This window comes from Achromobacter pulmonis, assembly GCF_002885955.2.
In the GTDB taxonomy this organism is placed as follows: Bacteria; Pseudomonadota; Gammaproteobacteria; order Burkholderiales; family Burkholderiaceae_B; genus Achromobacter; species Achromobacter pulmonis_A.
Window position 1 is genome coordinate 454,954 of the sequence record NZ_POQS01000002.1, and the last position, 22,551, is coordinate 477,504.

The window sequence follows — 22,551 nt, forward strand, 5'->3', positions numbered from 1 at the left end:
CTGGGCGTGCGCGGCGCCGGCGGCCGCGGCCGCGAACGCCGCGGCGCTCAGCACACGGGCAAAGGTATCGATCCGAAAGCGAATGGAACGCTGGCGCATGGCAATCCTGAAAATTCGAAGTCAGCCCGGATCGTACCGCGATCCGGGCCTGTCCATCGAACGCCGGGCGCGTTGCCAAGCCTGCGGCGACGGAGAATAATCGCCCCATCGCCACCCTGTCCGCGCCATGACACCCTTCCGAGGCAAGCTACGCATCCGGCACCTGGAAATCGTGCTGACCGTCGCCGAATTGGGCAACCTGTCCAAGGCGGCCGCGCAATTGCACAGCACGCAATCGGCCCTGTCGCGCGCCATCGCCGAGATCGAGGAACTGGTGGGCGCGCGGCTGTTCGAGCGCACCGCCAAGGGCACCACCTGCACCGCGCTGGGCGTGGCCATGTGCCGCCACGCCCGCCAGCTGCTCACCGGCCTGCGCAAGGCCGAGCCCGACCTCGCCGCCGTGTCGCGCGGCGACGAGGGCAGCCTGACCGTCGGCTGCTTTTCGATGTTCGCCAGCTGGCCCATGGCCGAGGCGGCGCGGGCGTTTCGCGTGGCCTGTCCGCGCATCACGCTCAGCATAGAAATCGGCACGCACGAGCGGCTGATCGAAGACCTGGACGCCGGCGCCATCGACGTGCTGATCAGCCGTTTCTCGTCGGCGGTCAATCCGCAGATCTACCGCTCCATCAACCTGCTCAACGACCCCATCGTGCTGGCCTGCGCCGCCGACCATCCGCTGGCCGGCGCGCCCGAGGCCACGCTGGCCGACTGCGTGGCCTATCCCTGGATCGCCGCCCTGCCCGGCAGCCGCATCCGCGGCGAACTGGAACTTTCGCTGCGCCAGGCCGGGCTGCCGATACCGGATATGATCGGCGTCCTGTCGCTGGAATTCGGCCGCGAGATGCTGCTGGAAGGCCAATATCTGTGGATGCTGCCCGGCAGCGTGGCGGCCGTGCGCCAGGCGCGCGGCGAACTGGTGGTGCTGCCGGCCCGCCCGGCGCTGCGCAAGTCGCCGCTGGCCGCCATCTGGCGCCGCGACCGGCCCAGCACGCGGCAGGCGCGCGCGTTCGCCGCGCAGCTCGAACTCGCCATCGCCGCCGACGGCATCGCGCTGGCGGCCTGAACCTCTGGACCCGGACATCATGCACGAATGGCTCAACGCACTGCCCAAGGCGGAACTGCACCTGCACCTGGAAGGCTCGCTCGAACCCGAGCTGCTGTTCCTTCTGGCCGCGCGCAACGGCGTGGCCCTGCCCTGGCCCGACGTCGAATCCCTGCGCGGCGCATACGACTACGGCAATCTCCAGGAATTCCTGGACCTCTATTACCTGGGCGCGGACGTGCTGCGCACCGCGCAGGACTTCTATGACCTGACCTGGGCCTATCTGCTGAAGTGCCGCGAGCAGAACGTGGTCCACACCGAACCCTTCTTCGATCCCCAGACCCACACCGACCGCGGCGTGCCGCTGGAAGCGGTGCTGGAAGGTATCGGGCAGGCGCTCGACGACGGCCGCAGGCAGCTCGGCGTCAGCAGCGGGCTGATCCTGAGCTTTCTGCGCCACCTGCCCGAAGCGCAGGCCATGCAGACGCTGGAAGCCGCGCTGCCCTACCGCGACGCCTTCATCGCCGTGGGCCTGGACAGCAGCGAAAAAGGATTCCCGCCGCGCCTGTTCCAGCGCGTGTTCGACCGCGCGCGCGCCGAAGGCCTGCCCGCCGTGGCCCATGCCGGCGAGGAAGGCCCGCCCGAATACATCTGGGAGGCGCTGGACCTGCTCAAGGTGCGGCGCATCGACCACGGCGTGCGCGCCGCCGAAGACCCCAGGCTGATCGCCCGCCTGATCGACGAGCAGATCCCGCTGACCGTCTGCCCGCTGTCGAACATCCGCCTGCGCGTGTTCGAGCACATGCGCCATCACAACATCCTGTCGCTGCTGGACGCGGGCGTGAAGGTGACGGTGAATTCCGACGATCCCGCCTACTTCGGCGGCTACGTGAACGAGAACTTCCACGCCCTGTACGAACACCTGGGCATGACCCGCGGGCAGGCCCGGGCGCTGGCCGACAACAGCCTGGACGCGCGCATCGCCGGGTAGGCGCAGCCGGCCATTCCCGTTTCGCATGGCTTCTTTCAAAACCGGAATGTCCGGTCCGGCCCTTTCCTCCCTACCATAGTCCGGCGGCCCCGGCATCCGCCGCGGCCGATCGACGGACCAAGGAGGCAGGATATGAGTCAAACCGTTCAGGCGGCCCTGCGGGCGGGCACGCTGACCGGCGTACGCGCGGGCGGCGTTTGCCGCTATGGCGCCATTCCTTATGCGCAGGCCCCGGTGGGTCCGCTGCGCTTCGCGCCGCCGCAGCCGCCGGCGTGGCGCGGCGATCTGGACGCCACCGGACGCGGCGCGGTCGCGCCGCAGCTGCCCTCGCGCCTGCGCGAGGCCATGGGCGACTTCGACGCCCCCCAATCGGAAGACTGCCTGCACCTCACCGTGTGGACCCCCGCGGCCGACGGCAAGCGGCGTCCCGTGGTGGTGTGGCTGCACGGCGGCGCCTGGCAAAGCGGCGGCGGCGCGCTCGACTGGTACGACGGGTCGCTGCTGGCGCAGCGCGGCGACGTGGTCGTGGTGGCGGTCAATTACCGGCTGGCCGCGCTGGGTTGGCTGTACGTGCCGGGCCAGACCGCCAACGTGGGCCTGCTGGACCAGGAAGCCGCCATCGACTGGGTGCTGGAGAATATCGAGGCCCTGGGCGGCGACCCGCAGCGGCTCACGCTCATGGGGCAGTCGGCCGGCGCTTCCTCGATCTGCGCCATGCTGACGCGCAAGCCTCGCTTCTCGCGCGCCATCCTGCAAAGCGCCGCGCTGGGCCGCGGTTTTCGCAGCGCGCAGCAGGCCGAGGTCCTGGGCCAGGCGTTTCTGCGCGCCGCCGGCGCCGACTCCCTGGAAGCGGCGCGCGCGCTGCCGGTGGCCGCGCTGCTGGCCGCGCAGCAGGCGCCCGAAGTGATGGCGGCCCTGCGCGCCGAAGACAGCAGCCGCAGCCTGTTCGGCCCGGTGGTCGACGGCGATACGCTGCCGCTGGAGATCGCGCCGGCGCTGCGGCGCGCCGCCGCCCGCGCCGACGTGCTGGTCAGCTACACGCGCGACGAAATGGCCGCCTTCCCCGGACACGCAACGGATGCGGCCGGCCAGAAACTGGGCGACGCGCTGTTCGGCGCGCCCTCGCGCCTATGGGCGCAGGACGCCGTCGCCCAGGGCCGCCAGGCCTGGCTGGCCCGCTTCGACGTGGCGCCCACGGCGCGCTTCGGCGCCTGCCACTGCATCGAACTGCCTTTCGTGTTCGACACCCGGCAGGCTTTCGCCGCCGCGCCCATGCTGGCCGGCCTGCCGCCGGCGCAGGCCGAGTCGCTGGCGCGCCGCACGCAGGCGGCCTGGATCGCCTTCATCCGCGGCGAAGCGCCCGACTGGCCGGCGGCCCCGCATCTGCAGGCGCTGGCCTGAGCCGCACGCAATCCACATCAATCAAACAAGGGGAATCCATGTTCAAGCAAACCATGCTGGCGCTGGCGCTCGCGCTGCCCGTGGCCGCCTCGGCCGCCTATCCGGACAAGCCGGTGAAGATCTTCGTGTCCAACCCGCCGGGCGGGCCGGTGGACGTCATGCTGCGCGTGCTGGCCGGCAAGCTGGGCGCCGCCTGGGGACAGCCCGTGGTGGTGGAAAACCGGCCGGGCGCCTCCGGCATCATCAGCACCAATGCGCTGGCCAAGTCCGCGCCCGACGGCTATACGCTGGGCATGGTGGTGGCCTCGTCGGTCACCATCGTGCCGTTCGCGGTCGACAGCCTGCCTTTCGATCCGCAGAAAGACCTGCAGCCGATCTCGCTGGTGGCGCGCACGCCGTTCATCTTCGTCGTGCCCACGGACAGCCCGCTCAAGACCTGGGAGGATTTCGTGCGCGCCAGCAAGGCCCGCAGCCTGAGCCTGGGCTCGTCTTCCATCGGCACGGCGTTCCACCTGGTCTGGGAGCAGACCGCGCGCCGCGCCGGCATCAAGGCCCTGTACGTGCCCTCTTCCTCGTTCGGCAAGACCCAGAACGACCTGATCGGCGGCCAGCTCGACGTGGCCCTGGACGCGCCTTCCAGCGCCAAGGGCCTGATCGACGGCGGCCGCCTGCGCGCGCTGGCCATCACCAGTCCGCAGCGCTTCGCCGGCCTGCCTGGCACGCCGACGCTGGAAGAGTCGGGCATGAAGGGCTACGCGCCGCAGCCGTGGATCGGCCTGATGGCGCCGGCCGGCACGCCCGCCGACCGCGTGGCGCTGATCCAGCGGGCGGTGTCCGGCGTCCTGCAGGAACCCGAGATGAAGGCGCAGATGGAAACGCTGGGCATGATCCCCATCGGCAGCACGCCGCAGGCGCTGGCCGCCACCATAGATTCGGACCGGGCCGAGATGGAGCCGCTCATCAAGGAGCTGGGCATCAAGCTGCAATAACCCGCGGCCGGGCGCGGGCATCACGGAGCGGGACGCGGGTGAAATATAGAATGGCCCGACTCCCACTCCCGCTTCCTCCATGCATCCCGCACGCCGCCGCGCGCTCGTCCTGGCCGTCAACCTGGGCAGCTTCATCACCATCCTCGACATCAGCATCGTCAACGTGGCGCTGCCCACCATGCAGGCCGCGCTGCGCATCGACATGGCCGGCCTGCAATGGGTGGTGGACGCCTACGCCCTGTTCCTGTCCGCCTTCATGCTGTCGGCCGGGCCGCTGGGCGACCGCTACGGCCGCAAGCGTTCGTGGCTGGCGGGCGTGCTGCTGTTCACGGCCGGCTCGGCGCTTTGCGGCATGGCGCAGAACCTCACGGCGCTGCTGATCGGCCGCGCCGTGCAGGGCGTGGCCGGGGCGCTTCTGATCCCGGGCGCGCTGTCGCTGCTGACGCAGGCGTTCCCCGACCCCAGGGAACGCGCGCAGGCCATCGGCGTCTGGGCCTCGTGCAACGCGGTGTCGCTCATCGTCGGCCCCATGCTGGGCGGCGTGCTGGTGGCGCACTTCGACTGGCAAAGCATCTTCCTCATCAATCTGCCGGTGGGCGCGCTGGCCGTCGCGCTGGGCGCCTGGAGCATCGCCGAAAGCGCCCATCCCGAACATGCCGCCTTCGATCCCGCCGGCCAGGCGCTGAGCGTGCTGTGGCTGGGCGCGCTGACCTACGGCCTGATCGCCGCCGGCGAACACGGCTGGGCCGCGCCGCAGGCCGCGGGCGCGCTGGCGCTGGCCGCAGCCGGGCTGCTGGCCTTTCTGTGGGTCGAGCACCGCGTCGCCCGGCCCATCCTGCCGCTGGGGCTGTTTCGCGACCCCGCCTTCGCCATCACCAATGTCGCGTCCTTCGTGCTGGGTTTCTCGGCCTACAGCAGCCTGTTCTTCTTCTCGCTGTATCTGCAGCACGTGCAGGGCCTGTCGCCGCTGGCGGCCGGCTGGCAGCTGGCGCCGCAGTTCGCCGCGGCGGGGCTGGTCTCCATCGTGTTCGGCCGGCTCAACCAGCGCTTCGGCCTGCCGCGGCTGATGGTCGCCGGCTACGTGTTCATCGGCGCGGCCATGCTGGGCATGACGCTGCTGCAGGCGGGCACGCCCTACGCCGTCACCGGGTCGCTGCTGGTGCTGCTGGGGCTGGGCACGGGGCTGGCCGTGCCCTCGACCAGCATGGCGGTGATGGCCAGCGTGCCGCGCGAACGTTCCGGCATGGCCTCGGCCACCATGAACGCGCTGCGCCAGACCGGCATGACCATAGGCATCGCGCTGCTGGGCGCGCTCATGAGCGCGCGCGCGATCGACGCGCTGGCGGCCGCGCTGGCGCGCCGTGGGGTGCCCGGGGCAGAGATCGCCGCGCACGCCGCCGTCACGCGCCACGTCATGCCGGCGCAGCCCGCGGATGCGGCCGCCCTGTTCGGCGACGCGCTGACCGGCGGCTTCCACGCCGCCATGTCCGCCGCCGGCGGCGCCGCGCTGCTGGCGGCGCTGTTGCTCGCGCTTCTGGCGCGCGGTTCGCGCCGCCTGCTGCGCGCCGCTTGAAGCCGGGTTCCGGTGCCCGAAATTCCACTCGCCGGAATCAAAACGGCCTGTTTTTAAGCATCCGTAACCAGACGCGACGACGCTGCGGCGCTCCGGTAAGATCCTCGACCAATAACAGGTTAACAACCACGAGGAGAACAGACATGGCGTATTCCAAAGCCGTGTTCCGCCTGGCGCCGCTGGCGCTGGCCGCACAACTGCTCATGGCCGGCCCGGCAGCCGCGCAGAGCGCGCCCGGCACCCAGGGCCCGCCGGTCCCGGCGCCCGCGCCGGCGCTGGCCGCGCAGATCGACCAGCGCGCCAAGGCCATCGAAGACAAGCTCATCGCGTGGCGGCGCGACATCCACCAGCACCCCGAACTGGGCAACCAGGAACAGCGCACTTCCAAGCTGGTCGCCGACCATCTGCGCGCGCTTGGCATGGAAGTGAAGACGGGCGTTGCGGGCACCGGCGTGGTCGCCCTGCTCAAGGGCGGCAAGCCCGGCCCGGTGGTGGCGCTGCGCGCCGACATGGACGCGCTGCCGGTGAAGGAACAGGTGGATCTGCCGTTCGCATCCAAGGCCAAGGGCACGTTCCTGGGCAAGGAAGTGGACGTCATGCACGCCTGCGGCCATGACGCCCATACCGCCATCCTGATGGCCACCGCCGAAGTGCTGGCGGGCATGAAGAACGAGCTGCCCGGCAGCGTCAAGTTCATCTTCCAGCCGGCCGAGGAAAGCCCGGCCGAATTCGAGCCCGACGGCAAGAAGGTCTGGGGCGCCAAGATGATGGTGCAGGAAGGCGTGCTGGAAAATCCCAAGGTCGACGCCATCTTCGGGCTGCACGTGTCCAGCGCCTATCCGTCGGGCAAACTGTCGTGGCGCAGCGGCCCGGCCATGGCGGCGGCCGACCAGTTCTGGATCGACGTCACCGGCAAGCAGACGCACGGCGCGCGGCCGTGGTCGGGGATCGACCCCATTGTGGTCGGCTCGCAGATCATCCTGGGCCTGCAGACCATTCCCAGCCGCCAGATCAACAGCATGCTGGAGCCGGCCGTCATCACCGTGGGCGCGATCCACGGCGGCAACCGCATGAACATCGTGCCCGAAAGCCTCGCCATGACCGGCACCATCCGCACCTACGACGAGGGCATGAAGAAGGACATCCACCAGCGCATCGCGCGCACCGCCGACATGATCGCGCAAAGCGCGGGCGCCAAGGCGGACGTGCGCGTGGTCGAGCTGTACAACGCCACCGTCAACAATCCGGCGCTGACCGAGAAGATGGGCCCGACCCTGCGCCGCGTCGCGGGCGAAGGCAACTACGGCCTGCAACCCAAATCCACGGCGTCGGAGGACTTTTCGTTCTATCAGGAGAAGGTGCCGGGCATGTTCTTCTATCTGGGCGTGACGCCCAAGGGTACGGACGTGGACAAGGCCGCGCCCAACCACTCGCCGCGCTTCTACGTCGATGAATCGGGCCTGCTCAACGGTGTGCGCGCGTTGGCGAACCTGACCGTGGACTACATGGCGCAAGCGCAGAAAGGCAGCTGAAACCGCGCCCTGCACGTGTGAAACATGCCCGCCGCGCAACGCGGCGGGCATAAGCAAACGGCTACAAAATCTTTGTCAGGCCCGGCACGGCTTTCTACAGTACGCCCCTTCGCCGCCCTTGCGGCAGCCACGTAGAAAACCACGCAATGCCGATATCCCGACGAACCTTCATGCTTGCCGGCGCGCTGGCGCTGCCCTTGGCGCGGCCGCGCATCGCGCGCGCATCCGCCTGGCCCGAACGTCCCATCCGGCTCATCGTCACCTTCCCGCCTGGCGGCGCAAGCGATATCGCCGCGCGCGTCATCGCGCCCGTGCTGGCCGAACAGCTGGGCCAGCCCATCGTCATCGAAAACAAGCCCGGCGCGGGCTCGACCATCGGCGCAAGCCTGGTGGCGCAGGCGCCCAACGACGGCTACACCTTGCTGATGTCCAATTCGGCGCCGCTGTCCATCTCGCCCGCGCTGATGCCGCAGGGCGGATACGACGCACTCGCCAGTTTCGACCACATCGCCTACGTGGGCGCGGTGCCCACCGTGTTCGTCGTCCATCCCTCGGTGCCGGCGTCCAGTTTCGCGGAGCTTACCGCCTGGATTCGCGCGCAGGAACAGCCCGTGCAATACGGCAGCGGCGGCCTGGCCTCCGTGGGCCAGATCGTCGGCGAACTGTATTCCCGGCAGACCGGCGCGCGCTTGCAGCACATCCCGTACAAAGGCTCGGGCGCCATGCGCAATGACCTGCTGGGCGGTCAGATCCGCTTTGCGGTGGACGCCCTGCCGCAGAACCTGCCGTTCCTGCGGTCCGGCCAATTACGCCTGCTGGCCGTCACCACGCCTCTGCCGGTGCCGCAGGCGCCGGACATCCCGGCGGTGGGACAGCTGGGCTATCCCGGCCTGATCGCCGAGAACTTCATCGGTCTTTCCGGTCCCGCTGGCTTGCCCGGCGCGGTGTCGCAGCGCTTGAATGACGCGATTGCGCAGGCGCTGGAGGCGCCCGGCATACGCGCCAAGCTCGAAGGGCAAGGTTTTGTCCTGTCGCGGAAGTCTCCCGCCGAGTTCACCGACTTCGTCAGGCGCCAGGCCGAGGATTGGGGGCCGGTCGTGCGTGCCACGGGAGCCAGCCTGTGAGCACCCGCCGCCTGCTCGTGCTGTTCGGCCATCCGGGCCGCGGAGGATTCAATGAAGCGGCGCTGCGCGGCGCCGAACGCGCCGCGCAAGCGGGCCAACCCCTGAAGCAGGAATGGATAGCCGCGAACGACGCCGCCGCGCGCGCCGACCGACTTGCGCAATTGTGCGCAACCGGGCCGGACCTGGTCGTCGTGCATGGCGGCCAGGGCGATGCGCCCGTCGCCGCCGTGGCGCCACGCTACCCGCGCACGCAATTCGCCATCACCCAGGGCCACCACACCGCGGCCAATGTCGCGTCATACGAGATCCTGCAAGAACATTCGGCCTTTCTTGCCGGCATACTGGCCGGCCTGCGCGTCGGTAACGGGCGCGCCGCCCATCTGTCGGGCGAACGCGTCCGGCCCGGCCTGAAGGGACGCGCCGCCTACGCTGACGGCGTGCGCCGCGTCACCGGCCAGGACCCGCTGACCGCATTCTGCGGCAACCAGCACGATGCGGCGCTTGGCGCTGCCTGGACGCGCGCACTGGCCGCGCGCGACGCCCGCGTGCTGTTCGCCATGATGGATGGCGGGCGCGAGGGCGTGACGCGCGTTTGCCGCGAAACCGGAGTGTGGCAAATCGGCAATGTGCTGGACTGGGTGGCCCGCGATCCGCAGGTCTATCTGGCTTCGGCGCTGGCCGACTCAGGGCTGTGCGTGCAACGCGCAGCCGCGGATCATGCCGCGGGCGCGCTGACCGTGGGCCGCGCGACCCGCTATGGACTGGAGGAAGCCGCATCGCTGCGGCTGGTGCTGAACGCCAAGGTCTGCGCGGAAGAACGCCGTGTGCTGGACGAATGGGCCGAACGGCTCGCATCGGGGGCCACCGACATCGCGACCGATTACGCCGGGGCGGAATTCATGCTGCCCGCGCCAATCCAGACTCGCCGCGGTCATGCCGCCGCCTCGAACCCCTTGTGATAGGTGACCTGCCCTTGCGCCGGACGCGTGAACACCTGCGCCATGAAATACTCCGGCGGCACGCCGGGATACGTCAGCGCCGGTGTCTGCGCGAAGCCGAACCGCCGGTAGTACGCCGGATCTCCCATGACCACGCAGCCTGCCGCGCCCAGCGACTTCAGACCCGCGATACCCGCCCGGATCAGCGCCGCGCCGATACCCCGGCCTTGCAGCTCGGGCAACACCGCCACCGGGCCCAGGCCGTACCAGTCCGGCGAGCCGTCGCCGATCGCTACCGGAGAAAACGCAACGTGGCCCGCGATACGCCCGTCCAATCGCGCCACCAGCGACAACGTCAGCGCGCCGGCCTCGCGCAGCGCGTCGATGATGTGGCCCTCCGTGTGCGCGCTATGAGGGTGGTCTTTGAATGCGGCCTGCGTCAACGTGAAGATCGCGTCGCGGTCGCCGGGTGACTCGGGAAGTATCTGCATGCGTGCTCCATCGGCTCAAGCGCGAAGTGTAGACGCCCTGGCCGCCATTGCGCATTGACGCCCGCCGGCATGCTGGCTAAAGTGGCCGGCGGACTCGCGCGCCGCCAGCGGCGCCCTTTTTCTTTTCGAACCGCCCGCGGCGCGCCGCGGCCCTGCTCCGGACTCCCATGAACAGCTACCGCGTCGGCATCGCCGGCTTCGGCGCCATCGGCCAGGCCGTGGCGCAATCCCTGGACGCCGGGCTGCCCGGCCTGGCCCTGGCCGCCGTCGCCGTGCGCGACCCGCAGGCCCCGCCGGCATACGCCTGGAGCGGCGGCGCTCCCGTCTTCACCACCATCGGCGCGCTGCACGAGCATTGCGACGTAGTGGTGGAATGCGCGCCCGCCGCCGTGTTCCGCGACATCGCCGAGCCGGTGCTGCGCGCCGGCAAAAAGCTGGTCGTGCTCAGCTCCGGCGCCCTGCTGCGCAACGACGACCTGATCGAACTGGCCCGCGCCCATCACGGCCAGATCGTGGTGCCGTCGGGCGCCATCCTGGGCCTGGACGCCATCACCGCCGCGGCCGAAGGCGTCATCCATTCCGTCACCATGATCACGCGCAAGCCGGTGCGCGGCCTGCTCGGCGCGCCTTACCTGACGGACAACAACATCGACATCGCGGACATCGCCGAACCGCGCCTGATTTTCCGCGGATCGCCGCGCGAAGCGGCTGTGGGCTTTCCCGCCAACCTGAACGTGGCGGTCAGCGTGTCGCTGGCCGGCATCGGTCCCGACAAGACCACCCTGGAAATCTGGGCCGATCCCTCGCTGGACCGCAACGTCCACCGCGTCGAGGTCGTATCCGACTCGGCCTCGTTCTCGATGGAAATCCAGAACATTCCCTCGGCCAATCCCAAGACCGGCCGCATCACCGCGCAAAGCGTGGTGGCCGCGCTGCGCAAGCTGACCGGTCCTCTGCGCGTGGGCACCTGACGCCCGCCGCTCAGGCCGCGGCGCGGTCCGGCTCCGGCTGCCGCGCCCGCGCCTCGATGCGTTCCATGCGCCAGCCGCCCGCGCCGTCCAGCGCCAGCCTGTGCGTATGGAAGGCGTCCAGCGTGCTGCGATGGCCCACGCTGACCAGCATGCAGTCCGGCAGCGCGCCGCGCAGAAGGCCGTACAGCGCGTGCTCCAGGCCTTCGTCGGTGGCCGACGTGGCCTCGTCCAGGAACACGATGGCGGGCCGGTTGAACAGCACGCGCGCGAACGCCACGCGCTGCTGCTCGCCGATGGACAGCGTGCGCGCCCAGTCCGCCACTTCGTCGAGCCGTCCGGCCAGATGCCCCAGGTTCACCTGGCGCAGCGCATCGGCCAGGCGCGCATCGTCCTCCGGCTGCGCCAGGCCGGGATAGGCCACCGCGCCGCGCAGGTCGCCCAGCGGCAGGTAAGGCCGCTGCGACAGGAACAGCGCGTTCGCGCCCTGCGGCCGCCTTACCGTGCCTTCGGCGTATGGCCACAGGCCCGCCAGCGCGCGCAGCAAGGTGGTCTTGCCGCTGCCCGACGGCCCCTTGATCAGCAGGGCCTGGCCCGGCCGCAGCCGCAGGTCCAGGTCGCGCAGCAGCGCGGCCCCGTCGGGCCGGCGCAGCTGCAGGCGCTCGATATCCAGCCCGTCGGGCAGCGTCTCGGTCCGCACGGCGGGCAGCGCGCGGGCGGCCTGGTTGGCGTCCAGGAAGCCATTGAGGCGGTCCAGCGTGGCGCGGTATTGCGCGAAGGTGTCGTAGGAGGTGCGGAAGAACGACAGCGCATCCTGCACCTGCCCGAAGGCCTGCGAGGTCTGGATCACGTCGCCCAGCTTGATGGCGCCGCTGAAAAAACGCGGCGCCTGCAGAATGAAGGGAAACACCACGGCCACCTGGCTGACCGACAGGTTGAAGCCGTCGAACTTCAGGCCCCGGTACACGCGCGCCCACAGGTTGGCGACGTAGGCCGTGAACCGCGTCCAGAGCGTGGCGCGCTCCACTTCCTCGCCCTGGTAGAACGCGACGTTCTCGGCGTTCTCGCGCAGGCGCACCAGCGCATAGCGGAAATTCGCGGTGAGGCGTTCGGACAGGAAGTTCAGCCGGATCAGCGGCCGCCCGATCCTGAAGGCGAACAGCGTGGCCACGATCACGTAGAGATACACCATGAACACCATGGCGCGCGGGATTTCCACGCCGGCCACCGTGAGCGCGCCCGACAGGTTCCACAGGATGGCGGTGAACGCCACCAGCGACACCACCGCGCTCAGCGCGCCGATCGCCAGCGTGCGCGAGCCGGTGACGAACATGGCGATGTCCTGTTCGATGCGCTGGTCGGGGTTGTCCACCGGCGCATCCAGGAAATGGCCGCGGTAATACGCGCCGGCGCCCAGCCAGTCGCGCGTCAGGCGCTCGTTGAGCCAGACGCGCCAGCGGATGTCGAAGGCCTGGCCGGCGTAGCTGTCGACCAGCGTGCGCGCCACGTGCACGCAGGCCAGCACCGAGAATATGCCCAGAAAGCGCCAGAACGCCGACTGGTCCAGCGCCTGCAGCGCGCTGTAGAAGCCGTTGTACCAGAACGAAAACAGCACGGTCATGCGCACCGCGAACATGGCCAGCAACAGCAGCAGCGCCACGGTCAGCAAGGGCCGCAGGCTGCGGCGCGGATCGAGGTAAGGCCAGGCCAGCCGCCAGAACTTGCGGCCCCAGTCCGTGGTGCGCGCCAGCGCCATCGCGGCCAGCGCCAGGGCGACGGCGCTGATGCCGAACGCCTGCGCGAGCCACAGCGCGCTTTCGGCAAGTTGCTGTTGCCAGTTCAGATCCATGGGCAAAGTCCTCCAACCGTTTCTGGTTAGACGGGAGCTTGCCGCCAGGTTCCGGGGATGGCGGCCGCTTTAAGCCTGGCTTAAGCGTTGCGGCCGGCGCGGCCTTCGATGCGGCCGCCCAGGTCCAGGCTGGCGAACAGATCGGCCAGCGTGGGCACGGAGCGGGCGGGCCAGATCGCGCTCAGGTCGAAGGCGGGCAGGCGCTGGCCGTCGCGCACCTCGCAAAAGCGCACCCCGGCGAAGTTCATCGAGCGTATCCAGCTGGGCAGCAGCGCCACGCCGCAGCCGCCGGCCACGCAGGCCAGCACGGTCAGCGTGCGGTTGGCCTCCTGCGCCACCTGCGCGTCGTGGCCGCCCTTGCGCATGGCGTCGAGAATGCCCGCGTAAAAGGCCGGCAATTGCGCCTGCGGGTACATGACCAGGCCGGCCCGGGCGATCTGCGCCATCGAGACCTTGCCGTCTTCGGCCACCTCCAGCTCGTCCGGCACCGCCGCCACCAGACGGTCGCGCAGCAGCAGCCGCTCGCGCATGCGCCCGCCCACGGCGACCGGCGTGTGCATCAGGCCCAGGTCGATTTCGCCGGTCTGCAAGGCTTCGGCCTGCTCGGCGTTGCTCATTTCGCGCAGGATCACGCGCACGCCCGGCGCCTGCCGGCGCAATTCGCGCAGCGCGCGCGGCAAGGTGTCGAACAGGGCCGAGGACACCAGGCCGATGGTCAGCTGCCCCGCGCTGCCGCGGCCGATCTCGCGCGCCCGTTGCGCCGCCGCGTCGATGCGCGCCACGCTGGTCCGCACGTCCTCCAGTATGGCCAGCGCCGCCGGCGTGGGCGCGGCGCCGCGGCGCGAGCGCTCGAACAGNGCACGTCCTCCAGTATGGCCAGCGCCGCCGGCGTGGGCGCGGCGCCGCGGCGCGAGCGCTCGAACAGGCGCACGCCCAGGTCCTGCTCCATGCGGCCCAGCGCCTGGCTCAAGGCCGGCTGCGCGATGCCCAGCCACTCCGACGCGCGGCTGACGCTGCCGTGGTCCACCACGGCCAGGAAGTAACGCAAGTGCCTGGTTTCCATATCGATTCGATATACATAAAACAGTTTTACCAAATAGAAAACTATACAGCGCGTTCTTAGAATCCCGGCTTATGGACACACGCACCGAGCCGAAATCCGTCGACACCCACGCCCACGTATTCCACCGCGGGCTGGCGCTGGCCGCCACGCGCCGCCACAGCCCCGACCACGACGCCACGCCGGCCGACTACCTCGCCTTGCTGGACGCGCACGGGCTCGGCCATGGCGTGCTGGTGCAGCCCAGTTTCCTGGGGTCCGACAACAGCCACCTGGTCGAGGCCCTGCGCGCCGCGCCCGCGCGCCTGCGCGGCGTCGCGGTGGTGGCGCCCGGCGTCCCCGCCGAACATCTGCTGGCGCTGGCCGAGGCGGGCGTGGTCGGCATCCGGCTGAACCTGATCGGGCTGCCCGTGCCGGACCTGCGCCTGCCCGGCTGGCGCACGCTGCTGGCGCGCGTCAATGCGCTGGGCTGGCACGTCGAAGTGCATCTGCCGGCCGCGCGCCTGCCGGACATCCTGCCGGCGCTGCTGGCCGCGCAATGCCGCGTGGTGGTGGACCATTTCGGCCGCCCCGATCCCGCGCTGGGCGTCGCCGATCCCGGCTTCCAGTACCTGCTGCGCCAGGCCGACAGCGGCCGCGTCTGGGTCAAGCTGTCGGCCCCCTACCGCAACTGGCCGGCGTCCGCCTGTACGACCTCTGGGCGGATCGCCGCGCGGCAGCTGCTCGACGCCTACACGGCCGCCCGCCTCATGTGGGGCAGCGACTGGCCTCACACCGAACATCGCCATCTGGCGTCCTATTCCGCCGCAGTCCGGTGGCTGGACGCCTGGATCGACGATCCCGTGCAGCGGCGCATGGTGCTTGCCGACACGCCGCTGCGGCTGTTCAGATTCCAAGGAGACAAACCATGACCCACCTGTTCCAACGCCTGGCGCGCCGCGGCGCCCTGTACGCGGCCGCCGGCCTGCTCGCCGGCGTCGCCGGCGCCGCGAGCGCCGCCTATCCCGAACGCGCCGTCACGCTGGTCGTCACCTATCCGCCCGGCGGCACGGTGGACGTGGTCGCGCGCCTGATCGGCCCCAGGCTGGCCGCGGAACTGGGCCAGCCGGTCGTCATCGAAAACCGCGGCGGCGCCGGCGGCATGATAGGCGGCGCGGTCGTGGCCAAGGCCAAGCCGGACGGCTATACGCTGATGCTGGACGCCTCCAACCACGCGCAGAATCCCGCCCTGCATTCGAAGATGCAGTTCGACACGCTGACGGCGTTCGCGCCGGTGTCCCTGCTGCTGCGCGTGCCCAACGTGCTGGTGGTCACGCCCTCGTACGAAGTGCGCAGCGTGGCCGACCTGATCAGGCTGGGCCGTCCGGGCGCCAAGGAGCACGTGTACTACGCCTCGGCCGGCCCCGGCTCGGCGCAGCATCTGGCCGGCGAACTGTTCAACCTGCTGGCCAAGACCGAGCTGCAGCACGTGGCCTACAAGGGCGGCGGCCCGGCCATGATAGACGTCATGTCGGGCCAGGTCCCCGTGATGTTCGCCAGCATGGGCTCGTCCTGGCAGCACGTGAAGAACGGCAAGCTGCGCGCGATCGCCGTCGGCGGCCTGGAGCGCTCCAAGACCGCGCCCGAGCTGCCCACCATCGCCGAATCCGGCGTGCCCGGCTACGAGACCTACGAATGGAACGCCGTGTTCGCGCCGGCCGGCACGCCGCCCGCCATCGTCGACCAGGTGTCGCAGGCGCTGGCCAAGGTGCTGAAAGACCCCGCCATCGCCGAGCAGCTCGCCGGCATCGGCGCCGAACCCATCGGCTCCACGCCGGCCGAACTGGACAGCTTCCGCCGCGCCGAGATCGCCAAATGGCAGCGCGTGGTCAAGGAGGCCGGCCTCAGCCTGGATTGATTGGTGCCGGGCCGGCCGGCCCGGCTATCATCGTCCCTGACACAGCTTTACCGCAGGGACAGGAGATGGACAAGATCCGGCTCGACAAATGGCTTTGGGCGGCGCGTTTCTACAAGACGCGCAGCCTGGCCGTACAGGAAATCGGCAAGGGCCGCGTGCAGGTGAACGACCAGCCGGCCAAGCCGGCGCGCGAGGTCGCGCCCGGCGACCTCGTCACCATCCGCAAGGAAGACCCCGCGCTGCGCGTGCGGGTCGTGGGCGTGAGCGGCGTGCGCGGCCCGGCGCCGGTGGCGCGCCAGCTCTACGAGGAAACGCCCGACAGCATCGCGGCGCGCGAGCGCGCGGCGGAAATGCGCCGGCTCGCGCCCGAACCGGCGCTGGGCATCGAGGCCGGACGGCCGACCAAGCGCGACCGGCGCCTGATCGACCAGATGCGCGGGAAGTGAGGCCGCCATGAAGAAAAATCCGATGGGCGGCCTGGTCTACTCCACCGATGGCGGGCGCATGTGCCCGCAGTGCCGCCAGCCCGTGGCGCAATGCCGCTGCGACGCGGCGCGCGCCGCGCCGGCCGGCGACGGCGTGGCGCGCGTATCGCGCGAAACCAAGGGCCGCGGCGGCAAGAGCGTCACCGTGGTCAAGGGCCTGGCGCTGGACCCGGTTGCGCTGGGCGCGCTGGGCAAGCAGTTGCGCGCGGCCTGCGGCTCGGGCGGCACCGTGAAAGACGGCGTGATCGAGGTACAGGGCGACCATTGCGAGCGCGTCATGGAGGCCTTGCAGAAACAGGGCTACCGCGCCAAGCGCGCCGGCGGCTAGGAGAAAGCACATGAACGATTCATCGCTGGCCGACGTGGCCAGCTGGCATGCCCACGTGTATTTCGACGCAGCCAGCCGGGATGCCGCGCAGGCGCTGCGCGAACGGATCGCCTCGCGCTTCGGCGGCCGGATGGAGCTGGGGCGCTTCCATGAGCGCCCCGTCGGCCCGCATCCGTGCTGGAGCTACCAGATCGCCTTCGCGCCCGGGGACTTCGGCGAGATCGCGACCTGGCTCACGCTGCACCACGGCGGACTGGACGTGTTCCTGCACCCGAACACCGGCGACTCGCTGCGCGACCACCGCGACCGCGCTGTCTGGATCGGGCGCAGCCATGTGCTCGATCTGCAGGCGCTGGGCTGAACCCGCCGGCCCGTAGCGTCAGAGCGCGCGGCCCACGATCAGCGAATCCAGCGCCAGGGTGGCGTCGTCGCTCCTGCCCTCGTAGGGCAGGCGGCTGAGCACGTAGCGCATGGCGTTGAGCCGCGCGCGCTTCTTGCAGTCGGACTTGACCACCACCCACGGCGCGTCGGCGGTGTCGGTGTGCGCGAACATCGCTTCCTTGGCGCGGGTGTAGTCATCCCATTTGTCCAGCGAGGCCAGGTCCACCGGGCTCAGCTTCCACTGCTTGAGCGGATGGACCTTGCGCTGCTCGAAGCGGCGCAGCTGTTCCTCGCGGCTGACCGAGAACCAGAACTTGATCAGGTGGATGCCGCTGCTGACCAGGTGGCGCTCGAAGCCGGGCACCTGGCGCAGGAAGTCCAGGTACTCCCCATGCGTGCAAAAGCCCATCACGCGCTCCACGCCGGCGCGGTTGTACCAGGAGCGGTCGAACATGACGATTTCGCCGGCCGTGGGCAGGTGCTGCACATAGCGCTGGAAATACCATTGGCCGCGCTCGGTGTCGGACGGCTTTTCCAGCGCGACCACGCGCGCGCCGCGCGGGTTCAGGTGCTCCATCATGCGCTTGATGGTGCCGCCCTTGCCCGCCGCGTCGCGGCCTTCGAACAGGATCACGACACGCTGGCCGGTGGCCTTGACCCAGGCCTGCAGCTTGAGCAGTTCGACCTGCAAACGGTACTTCTGCTTTTCGTAATTGCGCCGCAGCATGCGGTGGCGGTACGGATAAATGCCTTCGCGCCAGTGCGCGACCAGTTCGTCGTCGGGATTGCGCGGCGCCGCCTCGGCCTGCTCGCCGGCTTCCAGCAGCGCGCGGTGCACGGCCTGCGCATCGTCGGGCGACAGCGCCTCGATGAGCGAGCGCAAAGCCTCGTGCGCCTGTTCGGGCGCACCGGCGGGACGGCGGCGCGCGATGTCGGCCAGCAGCGCCACGGCCTCCTGGCGCGCGGCGTGCACACGGGCGCCGGCCCGCCTGCGGATCTGCTCCGCGGGCGCGGGCGCCATGTCCTGGTCGATGGCGTCTGGCATCTTGTCCGTCATGGGTGCTCTCCTTGTTATGTGCGTCGTCCGCCTCGCGACGCGGCGGATTGACGTGAATGAAAGGTTGTAGCATCTTTGCGGACTCCGGCTCCGCGCCGTCCGTTATCCGCGCCATGTGGTCATTCATCAAGCGCCTGCTCGCCGGCCCCGCGCCGGCCGAAGATCCGCTGCGCGAAACCCTGAGTTTCGACGACGCCGGCCTGACGCGCGCCAGCGAACTGCTGCGTGCGCTGCGCCAGCGCGAGTTCTGGCCCTGGGACGAGATCCACGAATTCGGCTTTCGCTACACGCAGGCGCTCTACCCCGATCCCTGGGCCGGCGACTACATGGAAGGCCTGTGGATCTTCCGCGTCTGCGGCGACGAGGGCGGACGGATGACGCTGGAGTTCGACCAGGACATGCTGGACGCGGAGCGCCTGCCCGACGCGCTGCTGCGCCACCTGCCCGGGCTGGACATGGGCGCGCTGCGCGCCGGCCTGGCCGCCGCCGGCCGCGGCCCGCACAATTTCGAGGCCGAGGGCGACTGGATAGCCTGGCGGCGCGCCGACGCCGCGCCTACACCCGGTCCAGGCCCTGCCTGAGATCGGCCACGATATCCTCGGGCGTCTCCAGTCCCACCGACAGCCGCAGCAGCCCCTCGGACAGGCCGTAGCGCTCGCGGTCCTCGGCCGTGTAGCTGGCGTGCGTCATGGACGCGGGATGCTGGATCAGCGTCTCGGGGTCTCCCAGGCTGACCGCGATGCGGGCCAGTTTCAGGCTGTCGAGCAGCCGGCGCCCGCCCGCCAGCCCGGTCTTCAGTTCGAACGCCACCAGCCCGCCGCCGGCCGACTGCTGGCGCCGGGCGATCTCGGCGCCGGCCGTGTCCGCCAAGCCCGGATAGAACACCTCGGCCACCGCGGGATGGCCGCGCAGCAGCTCGGCCACCTTCCTGGCCGATTCGCTGTGGCGCTGCACGCGCAGTTCCAGCGTCTTCAGGCCGCGCAACACCAGGAAGGCCGTGAACGGCGACAGCGTCGCGCCGGTGAAGTAGCGCAGGCCCTGCAGCCGGATCGCGTCGATGTGCTGCTTGCGCCCCAGCACCGCGCCGGCCAGCAGATCGCCGTGGCCGCCCAGGTACTTGGTGGCCGAATGCAGCACGAGGTCGGCGCCGTGCTCCAGCGGACGCTGCAGCGCCGGCGTGGCGAAGGTGTTGTCGACGATGGTCAGCAGGCCGCGGGCGCGGGCGATGGCCGACACGGCGGCGATGTCCACCAGGCGCAGGTTGGGATTGGCCGGCGTCTCGAAATACACCGCGCGCGTTTTGGGGCCGATGGCGTCGGCCACGGCCTGCGGGCGGGTGAAGTCGGCGAACACCGCGCGCACGCCGAAGCGGGCCAGGCCCTGCGTGAACAGCGTGAAGGCGGTGCCGTAGACGATCTGGTCCACCACGATCTCGTCGCCGCTTTGCAGCAGCGTGAACAGCGTGGCGGAGATCGCGGCCATGCCGGAGGCGGTCGCCACACCGGCCTCGGCGCCCTCCAGCGAGGCCAGGCGTTCTTCCAGCAGCGCCTGCGTGGGATTGCGGGTGCGGCCGTAGACGTAGCCCTGGGCCTCGCCCAGCCTGATCCGGTCGAAGGCTTCCAGGCTTTCCTGGGTGTAGGTGGAAGTCAGGTAGAGCGGCGGCGACAGCGCGCCCTGTTCGTCCAGCGGCTCGTAGCCGAGATGGATGGCGCGCGTGGCGAAGCCCTGTTGCGGAAAATCGGACATCTGGGATTCCTTGTTCGGATATCAGCGTTTGTGGTCGGCGCGGCGCGCCAGCCATTCGCCGGTGAATTGCACGATGGACACCAGCGCGATCAGGATCACGATCACCTCGAACATCACGCGGGTCTCGTAGCGTTCGTAGCCGTAGCGGATCGCCAGGTCGCCCAGGCCGCCGGCGCCCACCGCGCCGGCCATGGCCGAGGCATTGATCATGGCGATGACGCTTACCGTCATGCCGCCGACGATGCCGGGCAGCGCTTCGGGCAGCAGCACGTGGCGCACGATGTGCCAGCGCCGGCAGCCCATGGCGCGCGCGGCTTCCACCAGGCCGCGGTCCACCTCGTTGAGGCTGACCTGCGCGATGCGCGCGAAGAACGGCACCAGGTTGGCCGACAGCGGCACGATGGCGGCCCAGGTTCCCAGGGTGGTGCCCACCAGCATGCGCGTGAACGGCAGCATGGCCACCAGCAGGATGATGAAGGGAATGGCCCTGAAGGTATTCACCACGATGGACAGCGCCTTGTTCAGGCGCGGCAGCGGATAGAGATTGCCCGGCGCGGTGACCGTCAGGACCAGCGCCAGCGCCAGCCCGCAGACGATGGCGATGGCCGCCGCCACGCCCACCATGGTCAGGGTCTGCAGAAACGCCTGCAGGTATTTATCGAACATCGGCAGCGACATAGCCCAGCACCTTTATCTGATCGGCCACCAGCGCGGCGCGCGCGGCCTCTTCCCGTAATGCGCCCGCCGGCACCGACACCAGCAGGCTGCCTTGCGCGTGGCCGCGCAGGCGGTCCAGCCCGCCATGCAGCAGCGTCGCGCCCGGCCCCAGGGCGGCCAGCGCCTGCAGCGAAACGCCGCCCGGCCGGCCCTGCCCCGTGAAGCGCAGGCTCAGCACCGCCACGCCGTCGCGGCCCTGCAGGTCGGGCACCAGCCTGGCCTCCAGGTCGGCCGGCAATCCATGTTGCAGGGGCCGCAGCAAGGCGCGCGTGGCCTCGGCCTGGGGATTGCCGAAGACACGCCAGACCTCGCCGTGCTCGACCTTGCGCCCGCCGTCGAGCACCAGCACCTTGTGGCAGATCTCGCGGATCACCGCCATGTCGTGCGTGATCAGCACCACCGTCAGGCCCAGCTTGCGGTTGATGTCGCGCAGCAGGGTCAGGATGGACTGCGTGGTCTCGGGGTCCAGCGCCGAGGTGGCCTCGTCGCACAGCAGGATCTCGGGCTCGTGCACCAGCGCCCGGGCGATGCCGACGCGCTGTTTCTGGCCGCCGGACAGCCTGGCCGGATAGACGTCGGCCTTGTCGCCCAGCCCCACCAGCTCCAGCAGCGCGGCGACGCGGGCCCGCGCGGCCGCCGGCTTCACGCCGGCCACGCGCAGCGGCAGGGCCACGTTCTCGGCCACCGTCTTGGCCGACAGCAGATTGAAGTGCTGGAAAATCATGCCGATGCGCCGGCGCAGCGCCACCAGGGCGTTCTCGTCCAGCCCGCCCGCGTCCACGCCGTCGATCAGCACGCGCCCCGCGCTGGGCCGCTCCAGCATGTTGATGGAGCGCAGCAGCGTGGACTTGCCGGCGCCGCTGCGCCCGATGATGCCGAACACCGTGCCGCGGGCAATCGAGAACGACACGTCGGACAGCGCCGCAACCGCGCCGCGCGCGCCCTCGTAGCGCTTTTGCAGCCCTTCGAACACGATGTGCTCGTCGCCCGCCGGCAGCGGCGGCGCGGCCGCCGGCTGGGCAATGGAAAACTCATGTTGCATCATGGCTCAGAACACCGGAATCACGGAGCCTTCGAACTTGCTGAGGATGAACTGGCGCACCTCTTCCGAGTGGTAGGCCTTGACCAGCTCGGGCACCCACGGCGCGTTCCGGTCCTGTTCGCGGACCGCAATGATGTTCACGTAGGGATTGTTTTCCTTCTTTTCGACCGCGATGCCGTCGCGCGTGGCGATCAGGCCGGCCTGGTAGGCGAAGCTGTTGACGATGGCGGCGGCGTCCACGTCGGGCAGCGAGCGCGCCAGCACCACCGAGGCGCTCTCCACGAACTGGAGCTTCCTGGGGTTGGCGGTCACGTCGGCCAGCGTGGCCGTGCCGGTGGCCGGGTCGAAGCCGTTCCTGAGCGTGATCAGGCCCTGGTCGCGCAGCACCACCAGCGCGCGCGTCTGGTTGCTGGGATCGTTGGGTATGCCCACGCGCGCGCCTTCCGGCAGGTCCTTCAGCGACTTGTATTTGCGGGAATAGAACGCGATGGGCGAGATCAGCGTGTTGGCCACCGGCACCAGCTTGTAGCCGCGCTGGCGGATCTGGTCGTTCAGAAAGGGAATGTGCTGGAAGGCGTTGGCCTCCAGGTCGCCGTTGTTCAGGGCCTCGTTGGGGCTGGCGGTGCCGGTGATGACCACCGGCTCCACGGCCAGACCGTTCTTCCTGGCGACCTGGGCCACCACTTCCCAGATCTGTTCGTCGACGCCGCCGCGCACGCCGACCTTCAGGGGTTTGGCGTCGGCCGAAAAGGCCGGGCCGTGGAACATCGCCGCCGAGGCCAGCACCACGCCAAGCAGCTTCTTGAAAATACGGGGAGTCATTTTGGAATCGCCTCTCAGG

22 protein-coding genes and 1 pseudogene are annotated in these 22,551 nt (G+C 70.0%); 15 read left to right on the plus strand and 8 right to left on the minus strand.

Features of this window, described 5'->3' with window-relative positions:
* Positions 1 to 226: 226 nt before the first annotated feature.
* The 8 genes from C1I89_RS08195 to C1I89_RS08230 all read left to right on the plus strand — a co-directional run bounded on the left by C1I89_RS08195 (position 227) and on the right by C1I89_RS08230 (position 9,710).
* Positions 227 to 1,162 (plus strand): LysR family transcriptional regulator, encoded by a 936-nt coding sequence (locus tag C1I89_RS08195; protein WP_102772276.1) that lies wholly within the window; start codon positions 227 to 229, stop codon positions 1,160 to 1,162.
* 19 nt (positions 1,163 to 1,181) lie between these two features.
* Positions 1,182 to 2,132 (plus strand): adenosine deaminase, encoded by a 951-nt coding sequence (locus C1I89_RS08200; protein WP_102772277.1) that lies wholly within the window; start codon positions 1,182 to 1,184, stop codon positions 2,130 to 2,132.
* 132 nt (positions 2,133 to 2,264) lie between these two features.
* The gene (locus C1I89_RS08205; protein WP_102772278.1) at positions 2,265 to 3,533 is read left to right on the plus strand and encodes a carboxylesterase family protein; all 1,269 of its coding nucleotides are present in this window, start codon (positions 2,265 to 2,267) and stop codon (positions 3,531 to 3,533) included.
* A gap of 38 nt (positions 3,534 to 3,571) precedes the next feature.
* Positions 3,572 to 4,522, plus strand: a complete 951-nt coding sequence (locus C1I89_RS08210) for a Bug family tripartite tricarboxylate transporter substrate binding protein (protein WP_102772279.1) — start codon at positions 3,572 to 3,574, stop codon at positions 4,520 to 4,522.
* A gap of 79 nt (positions 4,523 to 4,601) precedes the next feature.
* Entirely contained in the window at positions 4,602 to 6,095 is a 1,494-nt protein-coding gene (locus tag C1I89_RS08215) for an MFS transporter (protein WP_102772280.1), read from the plus strand.
* Between the two features lie 143 nt (positions 6,096 to 6,238).
* The gene (locus tag C1I89_RS08220; RefSeq protein ID WP_102772281.1) at positions 6,239 to 7,627 is read left to right on the plus strand and encodes an amidohydrolase; all 1,389 of its coding nucleotides are present in this window, start codon (positions 6,239 to 6,241) and stop codon (positions 7,625 to 7,627) included.
* Between the two features lie 146 nt (positions 7,628 to 7,773).
* Positions 7,774 to 8,751, plus strand: coding sequence for a Bug family tripartite tricarboxylate transporter substrate binding protein (locus tag C1I89_RS08225; RefSeq protein ID WP_102772282.1), 978 nt, complete (start codon positions 7,774 to 7,776; stop codon positions 8,749 to 8,751).
* Positions 8,748 to 9,710 carry a BMP family ABC transporter substrate-binding protein gene (locus tag C1I89_RS08230; RefSeq protein WP_102772283.1) on the plus strand — a complete coding sequence of 321 codons (963 nt, stop codon included), beginning with the start codon at positions 8,748 to 8,750 and terminating at the stop codon, positions 9,708 to 9,710. Before C1I89_RS08225 ends, C1I89_RS08230 begins: the two co-directional genes overlap by 4 nt.
* Here C1I89_RS08230 and C1I89_RS08235 read toward each other — a convergent pair.
* Entirely contained in the window at positions 9,683 to 10,180 is a 498-nt protein-coding gene (locus C1I89_RS08235) for a GNAT family N-acetyltransferase (RefSeq protein WP_102772284.1), read from the minus strand. The genes C1I89_RS08230 and C1I89_RS08235 overlap by 28 nt on opposite strands.
* A 167-nt stretch (positions 10,181 to 10,347) precedes the next feature.
* Here C1I89_RS08235 and C1I89_RS08240 point away from each other — a divergent pair, with 167 nt between their 5' ends.
* Entirely contained in the window at positions 10,348 to 11,151 is an 804-nt protein-coding gene (locus C1I89_RS08240; RefSeq protein ID WP_102772285.1) for an aspartate dehydrogenase, read from the plus strand.
* A 10-nt stretch (positions 11,152 to 11,161) separates the two neighbouring features.
* Here C1I89_RS08240 and C1I89_RS08245 read toward each other — a convergent pair whose 3' ends face one another.
* Both C1I89_RS08245 and C1I89_RS08250 read right to left on the minus strand, forming a co-directional pair.
* Positions 11,162 to 12,997 carry an ABC transporter ATP-binding protein/permease gene (locus C1I89_RS08245; RefSeq protein WP_102772286.1) on the minus strand — a complete coding sequence of 612 codons (1,836 nt, stop codon included), beginning with the start codon at positions 12,995 to 12,997 and terminating at the stop codon, positions 11,162 to 11,164.
* 80 nt (positions 12,998 to 13,077) lie between these two features.
* Positions 13,078 to 14,060 (minus strand): annotated as a pseudogene (locus tag C1I89_RS08250) (LysR substrate-binding domain-containing protein).
* A gap of 71 nt (positions 14,061 to 14,131) precedes the next feature.
* Here C1I89_RS08250 and C1I89_RS08255 point away from each other — a divergent pair.
* The 5 genes from C1I89_RS08255 to C1I89_RS08275 all read left to right on the plus strand — a co-directional run bounded on the left by C1I89_RS08255 (position 14,132) and on the right by C1I89_RS08275 (position 17,128).
* Positions 14,132 to 14,968 carry an amidohydrolase family protein gene (locus C1I89_RS08255; RefSeq protein WP_102772287.1) on the plus strand — a complete coding sequence of 279 codons (837 nt, stop codon included), beginning with the start codon at positions 14,132 to 14,134 and terminating at the stop codon, positions 14,966 to 14,968.
* Positions 14,965 to 15,954, plus strand: a complete 990-nt coding sequence (locus C1I89_RS08260; protein ID WP_102772288.1) for a tripartite tricarboxylate transporter substrate binding protein — start codon at positions 14,965 to 14,967, stop codon at positions 15,952 to 15,954. Before C1I89_RS08255 ends, C1I89_RS08260 begins: the two co-directional genes overlap by 4 nt.
* A gap of 65 nt (positions 15,955 to 16,019) precedes the next feature.
* A complete protein-coding gene (locus C1I89_RS08265) occupies positions 16,020 to 16,400 on the plus strand; it encodes an RNA-binding S4 domain-containing protein (protein WP_102772289.1) in 381 nt (126 codons plus the stop codon).
* Between the two features lie 7 nt (positions 16,401 to 16,407).
* Positions 16,408 to 16,767 carry a translation initiation factor Sui1 gene (locus C1I89_RS08270; protein WP_102772290.1) on the plus strand — a complete coding sequence of 120 codons (360 nt, stop codon included), beginning with the start codon at positions 16,408 to 16,410 and terminating at the stop codon, positions 16,765 to 16,767.
* Between the two features lie 10 nt (positions 16,768 to 16,777).
* The gene (locus C1I89_RS08275; RefSeq protein WP_102772291.1) at positions 16,778 to 17,128 is read left to right on the plus strand and encodes a DOPA 4,5-dioxygenase family protein; all 351 of its coding nucleotides are present in this window, start codon (positions 16,778 to 16,780) and stop codon (positions 17,126 to 17,128) included.
* Between the two features lie 18 nt (positions 17,129 to 17,146).
* Here the strand turns inward: C1I89_RS08275 and ppk2 are convergent, their stop codons facing one another.
* The gene (ppk2, locus tag C1I89_RS08280) at positions 17,147 to 18,169 is read right to left on the minus strand and encodes a polyphosphate kinase 2 (protein ID WP_258231396.1); all 1,023 of its coding nucleotides are present in this window, start codon (positions 18,167 to 18,169) and stop codon (positions 17,147 to 17,149) included.
* Positions 18,170 to 18,318: 149 nt separating this feature from the next.
* On the opposite strand from ppk2, the gene C1I89_RS08285 reads away from it, so the two are divergent.
* Positions 18,319 to 18,786, plus strand: a complete 468-nt coding sequence (locus C1I89_RS08285) for a hypothetical protein (RefSeq protein ID WP_102772293.1) — start codon at positions 18,319 to 18,321, stop codon at positions 18,784 to 18,786.
* Here the strand turns inward: C1I89_RS08285 and C1I89_RS08290 are convergent.
* Genes C1I89_RS08290 through C1I89_RS08305 form a run of 4 tightly spaced genes read right to left on the minus strand, consistent with a single transcriptional unit; the run spans position 18,761 to position 22,532 of the window.
* Complete coding sequence (locus tag C1I89_RS08290) at positions 18,761 to 19,951, minus strand: trans-sulfuration enzyme family protein (RefSeq protein ID WP_102772294.1); 1,191 nt, start codon at positions 19,949 to 19,951, stop codon at positions 18,761 to 18,763. The two genes, C1I89_RS08285 and C1I89_RS08290, sit on opposite strands and share 26 nt — an antisense overlap.
* A gap of 21 nt (positions 19,952 to 19,972) precedes the next feature.
* Complete coding sequence (locus C1I89_RS08295) at positions 19,973 to 20,629, minus strand: methionine ABC transporter permease (protein ID WP_102772295.1); 657 nt, start codon at positions 20,627 to 20,629, stop codon at positions 19,973 to 19,975.
* On the minus strand, positions 20,607 to 21,713 hold the full coding sequence (locus C1I89_RS08300; RefSeq protein ID WP_102772296.1) for a methionine ABC transporter ATP-binding protein: 1,107 nt from the start codon (positions 21,711 to 21,713) through the stop codon (positions 20,607 to 20,609). Before C1I89_RS08300 ends, C1I89_RS08295 begins: the two co-directional genes overlap by 23 nt.
* 3 nt (positions 21,714 to 21,716) lie before the next feature.
* The gene (locus C1I89_RS08305) at positions 21,717 to 22,532 is read right to left on the minus strand and encodes a MetQ/NlpA family ABC transporter substrate-binding protein (protein ID WP_102772297.1); all 816 of its coding nucleotides are present in this window, start codon (positions 22,530 to 22,532) and stop codon (positions 21,717 to 21,719) included.
* Positions 22,533 to 22,551 lie beyond the last annotated feature (19 nt).

Excerpts from the sequence above, each read along its gene's own strand:
- C1I89_RS08275 (WP_102772291.1), top strand. The coding sequence starts at position 16,778 with ATGAACGATTCATCGCTGGCCGACGTGGCCAGCTGGCATGCCCACGTG.
- C1I89_RS08305 (WP_102772297.1), bottom strand. The coding sequence starts at position 22,532 with ATGACTCCCCGTATTTTCAAGAAGCTGCTTGGCGTGGTGCTGGCCTCG.
- C1I89_RS08240 (WP_102772285.1), top strand. The coding sequence starts at position 10,348 with ATGAACAGCTACCGCGTCGGCATCGCCGGCTTCGGCGCCATCGGCCAG.
- C1I89_RS08225 (WP_102772282.1), top strand. The coding sequence starts at position 7,774 with ATGCCGATATCCCGACGAACCTTCATGCTTGCCGGCGCGCTGGCGCTG.
- C1I89_RS08255 (WP_102772287.1), top strand. The coding sequence starts at position 14,132 with ATGGACACACGCACCGAGCCGAAATCCGTCGACACCCACGCCCACGTA.
- C1I89_RS08220 (WP_102772281.1), top strand. The coding sequence starts at position 6,239 with ATGGCGTATTCCAAAGCCGTGTTCCGCCTGGCGCCGCTGGCGCTGGCC.
- C1I89_RS08205 (WP_102772278.1), top strand. The coding sequence starts at position 2,265 with ATGAGTCAAACCGTTCAGGCGGCCCTGCGGGCGGGCACGCTGACCGGC.
- C1I89_RS08270 (WP_102772290.1), top strand. The coding sequence starts at position 16,408 with ATGAAGAAAAATCCGATGGGCGGCCTGGTCTACTCCACCGATGGCGGG.
- C1I89_RS08290 (WP_102772294.1), bottom strand. The coding sequence starts at position 19,951 with ATGTCCGATTTTCCGCAACAGGGCTTCGCCACGCGCGCCATCCATCTC.
- C1I89_RS08285 (WP_102772293.1), top strand. The coding sequence starts at position 18,319 with ATGTGGTCATTCATCAAGCGCCTGCTCGCCGGCCCCGCGCCGGCCGAA.
- C1I89_RS08215 (WP_102772280.1), top strand. The coding sequence starts at position 4,602 with ATGCATCCCGCACGCCGCCGCGCGCTCGTCCTGGCCGTCAACCTGGGC.
- C1I89_RS08295 (WP_102772295.1), bottom strand. The coding sequence starts at position 20,629 with ATGTCGCTGCCGATGTTCGATAAATACCTGCAGGCGTTTCTGCAGACC.
- C1I89_RS08245 (WP_102772286.1), bottom strand. The coding sequence starts at position 12,997 with ATGGATCTGAACTGGCAACAGCAACTTGCCGAAAGCGCGCTGTGGCTC.
- C1I89_RS08200 (WP_102772277.1), top strand. The coding sequence starts at position 1,182 with ATGCACGAATGGCTCAACGCACTGCCCAAGGCGGAACTGCACCTGCAC.
- C1I89_RS08265 (WP_102772289.1), top strand. The coding sequence starts at position 16,020 with ATGGACAAGATCCGGCTCGACAAATGGCTTTGGGCGGCGCGTTTCTAC.
- C1I89_RS08300 (WP_102772296.1), bottom strand. The coding sequence starts at position 21,713 with ATGATGCAACATGAGTTTTCCATTGCCCAGCCGGCGGCCGCGCCGCCG.
- C1I89_RS08195 (WP_102772276.1), top strand. The coding sequence starts at position 227 with ATGACACCCTTCCGAGGCAAGCTACGCATCCGGCACCTGGAAATCGTG.
- ppk2 (WP_258231396.1), bottom strand. The coding sequence starts at position 18,169 with ATGGCGCCCGCGCCCGCGGAGCAGATCCGCAGGCGGGCCGGCGCCCGT.
- C1I89_RS08260 (WP_102772288.1), top strand. The coding sequence starts at position 14,965 with ATGACCCACCTGTTCCAACGCCTGGCGCGCCGCGGCGCCCTGTACGCG.
- C1I89_RS08210 (WP_102772279.1), top strand. The coding sequence starts at position 3,572 with ATGTTCAAGCAAACCATGCTGGCGCTGGCGCTCGCGCTGCCCGTGGCC.
- C1I89_RS08235 (WP_102772284.1), bottom strand. The coding sequence starts at position 10,180 with ATGCAGATACTTCCCGAGTCACCCGGCGACCGCGACGCGATCTTCACG.